Below are 7038 nucleotides of genomic sequence, written 5' to 3'. Positions count from 1 at the left end.
TTTAGTAGACAAGACAATCTATCCACGGAGCGTCCTGTGACCAAGGGCGCTGTTCAAGTCCCCTTCGGCTACGCCTTCGGGGACTTGAACAGCCATCACACTGTCAACAGATCGCTAAGATAGTACATATAAATATAGAGTATCTGCTTGAGAAGTTAAGCGCAATGTAGAGGTATCGTCATGCCCGCGCAGGCGGGCATCCAGTTCAGATTGCATCGACTGGGTTCCCGCTGTCGCGGGAACGACGTCGTAGGTTCGCTTAACTCCCTAACTTGATACTGGAATAGGAAGGAGTAGGCTATGAACCGCTCGCTATGCTCGCTATTGACCGTGGCCTTGCTGGCCTTCACCAGTTGCAAGGACGACAAGATTGTCGGTGATGACGGCACGGACCCGACGGCGGTCCCCAATCCGCCGCTCAATTTGACCGCGGTGATGGCTCCCGGCGGCGAGGTAATCCTCTCCTGGCGCGACAACTCCAACAACGAAGACGGCTTCGACATCCACGAGAGCGTCGGCGCGGACACACAGTTCGTCGGGGTGCAGACGGTGCGGTCGGGCGAAACCTCCGCGCACCTTTACGGCCGGATGATCGACCGGGTTTATTACTACAAGGTCCGGTCTTACAATCTCTACGGTTATTCCCCCTTCACTGCGGTCGTCCGGGTGCAGGGCGGGACGCTGTTCAAGACCTTCCCGCGTCAGGAAGGGACGATGCGGGATGTTACGTTTTCACCGGACGGGGTCGGCGCGGCATCGGGATCGGGCAATTACCGCATCCAGTTGTGGGACCTGATGAGCGGAACGTTGGTGCGGGAACTGCGCGGCCATAACGGGGCAGTGAGCGGTGTTCAATATTCGACGAACCAGACCTATCTGGTAAGCGTATCGCGCGACCGGGACGAAGTCAATCTCTGGAGCCTGGTGCAGAACCGGATTGAGAAGACCTTCGTTGGCAATCGCGCCCGGTTCAGCCCCGACGGGAGAAGTCTCGCGGTCGGAGATCTCAAGATCGGGGGAATCACGCTTTACGACGGCGTCGGCGCCGGAGGTCGGCCGGTCGGAGCTCCCGACCTTAAGGGATGGTTCGAGTTCACGAGCGACAGCCGGTTTCTGATCGTTGTTTCGGCCGACTCGGTGCGATGGTGCGACCTGAGCGACACCAACCTGCCGATCACACGCCGCATTCGGGTGCCGGGACTTGTCGTGGGCCAATCGAACGCCTTTGCGATTTCGCCCTCCGGGGATATGCTCGCCAGCACGGAAGGTGAGCAGGTTCGGCTCTGGCAGTTGGGCGAGCGGCCGGTGCCGGGCGCGGAGATGCGCCATACGCAGGCGGTCGAAGCGCTCGCCTTCAGCCCCGACGGGGTGACCCTTGCCAGCGCCGGGCAGGATTGGGTTATTCGGGTTTGGAATGCCGACACCGGGGAGCAGACCAGCGTGCTGCAAGGCCATGAATATGTGGTCTATGGAATTGCATGGAACCGCAGCGGGTCGCTCTTGGGGTCGGCCTCGGGCGACCGGACAGTGCGGATTTGGGGGCCGTTTCGTTAGACGACGGTTGGCGTTAAGTCTGGGAGGAGGCATGGAAAAGAAGAACCTCAGGGTGCGGGTTGTTGAGATCAACGGATTCTGTCCCTGCTACCGGCTGGGCGACGAATTCACAATCCGCGCCGGGTATATGCTCGAAGGTCGCAGCGTGTATTGCCTGCACGCCCTTTCTGCGCTCCTTCCCTTTTATGTCGCACTCGCCAGCGGAGTCGATCCGGTATCGCTCGGCCTGGCGCGACCGGGCGAAAAGGCGGCCTATATCCAGTGCCCCGATCCACAGAAGTCCATCGGCGGCGGGACGGTGATCTTTGAAGTGACGGTCGTTGAGTGAAGCCATTACCCTGCGGTCTCGGGGGATCACGTTTCGGTATCCCGGCTCGCGGGACGTGGTGCTTGCGGACATCGACTTTGAACTGGCAGCCGGGGCTATTGTTGCGCTGACCGGACCTATAGGAGTCGGCAAAACGACTTTGGGAATGATTCTGAAGGGGCTGCTCGAACCGCAAGGAGGACGTGTAGTCAAGGCTGAAGGCTCGCTTGAGCGGCCGTTATCGGTGCGGGAGAGGGTGGCTCTGGTAGGATGGTGTCCGGCGCGGCCCGAGCGTTCGATCTTTGCCGCTACGGTGGCAGACGAAGTTGCCTTCGGGCCAATCAATATCGGACTTGAGCGGCCTGTTGTAGAGTTGCGGGTCAGCCAAGCGTTGACGCAGATGGGGCTGACGCCTTCCGACTATCGCCATCGGCATCCGCTCGAACTGTCGGGCGGCGAAAAGCGACGCGTTGCACTGGCCGGTATAATTGCCATGGAGCCGGCGTTTCTGATCCTCGACGACCCGACGGCGGGTCTGGACGACGAGGGGGTCGAGCAATTGTCGGGGATTGTCGGGCAACAGGCTAAAGCCGGGCGGGGAGTCTTGCTTATTGGGCACGACGGTGAATTCTATACCCGGGTCGGCGCGAAGATTTTGCGTCTGGAGTCGGGGGGGCATATCTGTTCGATAACCACTTCACCTGACCTGCTCAAATGACCCGGTCGGTATTGCTCACAATCTTATTCCTGTTTTGCGGCCAGGCTCCGGCAGTCGAATTGACGCTCTATTACTGGAGCGACAGGGTAGCGCAGGGCGGAGCGACGGACATCGCTATCGGCGACGAGCGCAGGATGGCTGGCGGCGTCGCTGCACTCGGCGGGATGCTTAAGACGGAGCGAAGCGGCAATCCGGCTACACTGACGCTGGCCGCCGGCGGTGAGTTGGCCGGTTCGTTCCCGGCTTATTCCACCCGGGGCGCCTCGGAAGTTGAGGTGTTGAAGCGGCTCGGCGTTGATGTCTTCACCCCGGGAGTTGCCGATTTTGCCTGGGATTGGGAAGACCTGCAGAAGGCGCTGAAGAAGTCGTCGTTTGCCGTCGTCGTGGCTAATGCCGGACACGAGAAGAGCGGTCGGTTGTTCAAGCCGGATACCCTGCTCGAGCGCGGGGGGGTGCGAATCGCCGTCAGCGGCGTCGTGCCGGTCAGCCTCGGGGAGGTGGTGTTGCGAAGCGGGTTGGAAGGAGTAAGCATCGACAGCCCGGAGGAAGCCCTGTCCCGGGTCCTTAAGGCTCGCGACGGTAAGGCGGATCTCGTTGTAGTCTTGTCGCAGTTGGGATTGGTGGAAGACAGCCTTCTGGCGGTGTCGGTTAAAGGGATCGACGTCATTATCGGTGGACATTATCCGCGCTCAAATGATATAGAACCGCGCCGAATAGGCCGCACCTGGATCGTGCCGGCGCCGACCGGAGGAACCTATCTGGGACGATCCCGACTTGAATACGACGCCGATCGAGGCGGGTTGATAGGACTCACTGCGGAGCAGATTCCGCTCACCGCCGACTTGCCGCACGATGACGATCTGGCGCGTTACGAAGCCTTTCTCGAAAAGAAGCACTCCACCTTTGGCAAGAAGGTCCTGGGGCAGTTACAGGGCGATTGGCTGGTTGAGGGCAAAGGTCCATCTGCTACCCGATTCCATCGTTGGGTTTGCGACGAACTGAGGCGGACGGCCGCTTCGGCGCAACTTGCATTACTGGACCGGAGTTCGCTGCGCAAGGGCATATCGGAAGGCCCGATCACCGAGCGGCACCTGATCGAGGCGGCGCCGATTCCGACACCGGTGGTGGTTTTTCAGTTGACGGGTGAGGAACTCTTCCGGATAACCCGGCGCAAAACGAAAGTGCCGAGGCTCATCTGGAGCGGCCTGACCGCCCCGTCGCGCGGCGACACGACCGGGCAACTGCGGGTCGGCGACTATATCGTACGGCCGGAGGACACCTTTGCTGTGATTACGACCGGTCAGGTTTGGGACCGCTTCACCGAGTTGACCGGACTGGTCCGCACCGATCGGCCGGCGCTTCAGTTGCCGATCAAATTGCAGGATGTCATGAGGGAGGGCGTTCAGCGGCAGAAAGTGATCGTCCTACCTCAGGAGAGATGAGGGAACTTTGGCGCTGGTAACGATCGACTGCTATGGGCTGCTCTGCCCGCTGCCGGTGATCAAGGCTTCGGCGGAGATAAAGAGAATGGCGCGGGGCGATGAACTCCTGGTGATTTCGACCGATCCGGGAGCGGCGCAGGACTTGAAGGACTGGTGTCAAGCCAACCGTCAGGTCTATGTGGATGCCGAGGTTAGGGGGCGGGTCTGGGAGATTCGGCTGCGCAAGGAGATATAGAAAACCAATTAGGGCAGCCGTCGGAAAGAGGGCACTGCCATTATCCATAGATATCAAGAACAAACCGGAGTATCCCTTGCCGCTCGCCAGTTACCCGCGTCAGTTTCATACCCGCGACGGACGGCCCGTCGTGGTGCGCAGCCTTACTCCCGAAGACGAACCGGCGGTCGCCGGGTTCATTCGCGGCTTGCCTCAGAACGAACGGATCTACTTTTGGGACGATCCCTCCGATCCCGATACACTCCACAACTGGTTGATGCCATCGCCGCGCAGCCGGGTGGTGCCGCTGGTGGCGATGGACGACGGCCGGATCGTCGCGCTCTGGACGCTGACTCATGAGAGCCATTCCTGGACCCGCCATCTGGCTCATATTTGGGGCGTTGTCGAACCTTCACTACGGCGCTCCGGCATCGGAACGCTGATGGTGCGCGAACTGCTTGCAATTGCCGGTAGTCGCGATGTCGAGCGCGTCGCTCTCGAATTGATCAGGCCGCAAAAGGGACAGATCGCACATTTCACACATCTCGGCTTCGAGGTAACCGCAATCCTGCGCGACTGGGTCAAAGACCCGAAGGGCATTTATCACGATATGGTGGTAATCTCGATGGCCGTCGAACCAGCCTGGCAGAAGATGGAAGACCTCGTGATGCAAGCCGACTCTCAGATGGGCTAAGTTGCAGCAGAAGTAAGAAGTGAAGGCAAAAGAGGTAAGTAGATGGAGATAGAGAGCCTGAAAGAGCGTCTCTCCGCGCTCGGGAGGTCGCTTTGACGTATCCGGGAAGCGCAGCGAACTTACGCTCCTGAAGGAGCAAGCCGCCGATCCGGTTTTATGGAGCGATCCCGACCGCGCCCGCGACATCGGACGGCGTATATCGCGGCTTGAGGAGCCGGTAGTCGGCTACGACCGCCTTAGTCGAGATGTCGAAGACCTCGCTGAATTAGCCGCTCTTCTGGAGAGCGCTCCGGGTGAGGAGAGGCTCGAACTGGAGCGCGAAGCGGAGCGCATCGAGCGGGTCTTCGGTGAGTGGGAGTTTCGCCTGATGCTCGGCGGTGTCGATGACCGTCGAGGAGCCATCCTGACGGTCCACGCCGGAGCCGGTGGAACCGAGTCGGCAGACTGGGCGGCGATGCTACTCCGGCTCTATCTGCGTTACTGCGAACGGCGCAAATGGAAGAGCGAAGTGATCGACCTACAACCGGGCGAACAAGCCGGGATAAAGTCGGCGGCGGTTGAGATTACGGGAGACTATGGGTTTGGCTATCTTAAGGCCGAGTCGGGAGTCCACCGGTTGGTGCGGATATCGCCCTTTGACAGCAACGCCCGGCGGCACACCAGTTTTGCCTCCGTCTTCGTCTATCCCGAAGTCGATGAGGGCGATCCCGACATCGCCGTGAACCCGGCGGATCTGCGGATCGACACCTTTCGCGCTTCGGGTGCCGGAGGTCAACACATCAACAAGACCGATTCGGCAGTGCGGATCACGCACCTTCCGACCGGAATTGTAGCAACCTGTCAGGCGGAACGCTCCCAACATCGCAATCGCGATATGGCTATGAAATATCTTCTGGCGCGGCTGCTGCAGAAGCAGCGCGACGAGGAACTGAAGAAGCGCGATGCGATGGAGGCTCAGAAGCGTGAGATCGCCTGGGGATCTCAGATTCGGTCATATGTGCTGCATCCTTACCGGATGGTGAAGGATTTGCGCACCGATGTCGAGACCTCCGACACCGACGGCGTTCTCGACGGCGACATCGATCGGTTCATCGAGGCTTACTTGCTTAGCACCGCCAAAGGTTAGATAATCGTAAACGAATTACGAAACGCCCGGTGATGCATACACGCGTTTGCAGCAAGACCTGGACTATTGGCCCAATGCCTGCTATCTACCGCAAATTGACGCTGTGCCGACCAACTGTCAGCTCGCTATGACGGATTCCAATTGACCACCGACAACCGACAACCAACTACCGACCGGGAGCGCGTCCAGATCGTGGGACGCAACCGTAAGGCGGACTTCAAATATCACCTCCTGCAGCGGTTCGAAGCCGGGCTAGTGCTCACCGGGAGCGAAGTGAAGTCGCTCCGGCTGGGACGCGTCGGATTCGAGGATGCGCACGCGGTCGTCCGCAATGGGGAAGTTGTTCTGGTGTCGCTGCATATCCCGCTCTACGAGAATTCCCGCAATGGCGGGCACAGGGAACGTGCCGAACGCAAAGTGCTGCTCAAGGCGAACGAAATCCGTAAGATCGGGTTAAAGGTCATCGAAAAAGGAATGACAATCATTCCGACGGCGGTCTATTTCAAAGGGGGATGGGCCAAGGTTGAACTTGCGCTTGCGACCGGCAAGAGGAAGTATGACAAGCGTCAAGTCTTAAAGGAACGTGAAGAGAAGCGGGAACTGGACCGTTTCAAGAAACTGCGCCGAACGATCAACGATAGACGAAAGTAATGAACGCTTCGGGTATGTTGGATGGGTTGGGGGGCGGGATGATTTCCGCCCTCCAAGATTAGCGCATTAGAACGGCTTTGACGGTGCGGGAATGGGTTCCGGCCTGAAGGCGGAGGAAATAGACTCCCGATGGCATTCTGATCGAAGTGGAGAATCTGAACTGATGGGTGCCGGGGGATAGCGGCCCGTCGTGGAGGCGGAGCACTTCCCGCCCGTCGAGCGCGTAGAGGCTGAGCCGGACCGGCAAGAGACCCCCCACTTGCGCACTTGGAGGGCGGACATTCTTGTCCGCCCTTAGGGCAGGCAGGAATGCCCGCCCTCCAAGATCAATC

9 protein-coding genes are annotated in these 7038 nt (G+C 59.7%); 8 read left to right on the top strand and 1 reads right to left on the bottom strand.

Going from position 1 to position 7038, the window contains the following annotated elements; all coding sequences use genetic code 11:
- The first annotated feature begins 300 nt into the window (after positions 1-300).
- The 8 genes from FJY67_10540 to smpB all read left to right on the top strand — a co-directional run bounded on the left by FJY67_10540 (position 301) and on the right by smpB (position 6706).
- Positions 301-1554, top strand: a complete 1254-nt coding sequence (locus FJY67_10540; GenBank protein MBM3329888.1) for a hypothetical protein — start codon at positions 301-303, stop codon at positions 1552-1554.
- Between the two features lie 31 nt (positions 1555-1585).
- On the top strand, positions 1586-1882 hold the full coding sequence (locus tag FJY67_10535) for a TIGR04076 family protein (GenBank protein MBM3329887.1): 297 nt from the start codon (positions 1586-1588) through the stop codon (positions 1880-1882).
- Positions 1875-2579, top strand: coding sequence for an ABC transporter ATP-binding protein (locus FJY67_10530; protein MBM3329886.1), 705 nt, complete (start codon positions 1875-1877; stop codon positions 2577-2579). The genes FJY67_10535 and FJY67_10530 overlap by 8 nt, the downstream gene beginning before the upstream one ends.
- Complete coding sequence (locus FJY67_10525) at positions 2576-4021, top strand: bifunctional metallophosphatase/5'-nucleotidase (GenBank protein ID MBM3329885.1); 1446 nt, start codon at positions 2576-2578, stop codon at positions 4019-4021. The genes FJY67_10530 and FJY67_10525 overlap by 4 nt, the downstream gene beginning before the upstream one ends.
- Before the next feature lie 7 nt (positions 4022-4028).
- Complete coding sequence (locus FJY67_10520) at positions 4029-4256, top strand: sulfurtransferase TusA family protein (protein MBM3329884.1); 228 nt, start codon at positions 4029-4031, stop codon at positions 4254-4256.
- Positions 4198-4929 carry a GNAT family N-acetyltransferase gene (locus FJY67_10515; protein ID MBM3329883.1) on the top strand — a complete coding sequence of 244 codons (732 nt, stop codon included), beginning with the start codon at positions 4198-4200 and terminating at the stop codon, positions 4927-4929. Before FJY67_10520 ends, FJY67_10515 begins: the two co-directional genes overlap by 59 nt.
- 127 nt (positions 4930-5056) lie before the next feature.
- Positions 5057-6055: a peptide chain release factor 2 gene (gene prfB / locus FJY67_10510; protein MBM3329882.1), complete on the top strand. Its 999-nt coding sequence runs from the start codon at positions 5057-5059 to the stop codon at positions 6053-6055.
- A 141-nt stretch (positions 6056-6196) separates the two neighbouring features.
- A complete protein-coding gene (gene smpB / locus FJY67_10505; protein MBM3329881.1) occupies positions 6197-6706 on the top strand; it encodes an SsrA-binding protein SmpB in 510 nt (169 codons plus the stop codon).
- 58 nt (positions 6707-6764) lie between these two features.
- Here smpB and FJY67_10500 read toward each other — a convergent pair whose 3' ends face one another.
- Positions 6765-7037: a T9SS type A sorting domain-containing protein gene (locus FJY67_10500; protein ID MBM3329880.1), complete on the bottom strand. Its 273-nt coding sequence runs from the start codon at positions 7035-7037 to the stop codon at positions 6765-6767.
- Between the last annotated feature and the right edge of the window lies 1 nt (position 7038).

The sequence above is a fragment of the Calditrichota bacterium genome (assembly GCA_016867835.1).
Lineage (GTDB): Bacteria > Electryoneota > AABM5-125-24 > Hatepunaeales > Hatepunaeaceae > VGIQ01.
The sequence above is the reverse complement of the archived record's forward strand: the minus strand, read 5'-3'. Positions and strand labels throughout refer to the sequence as shown.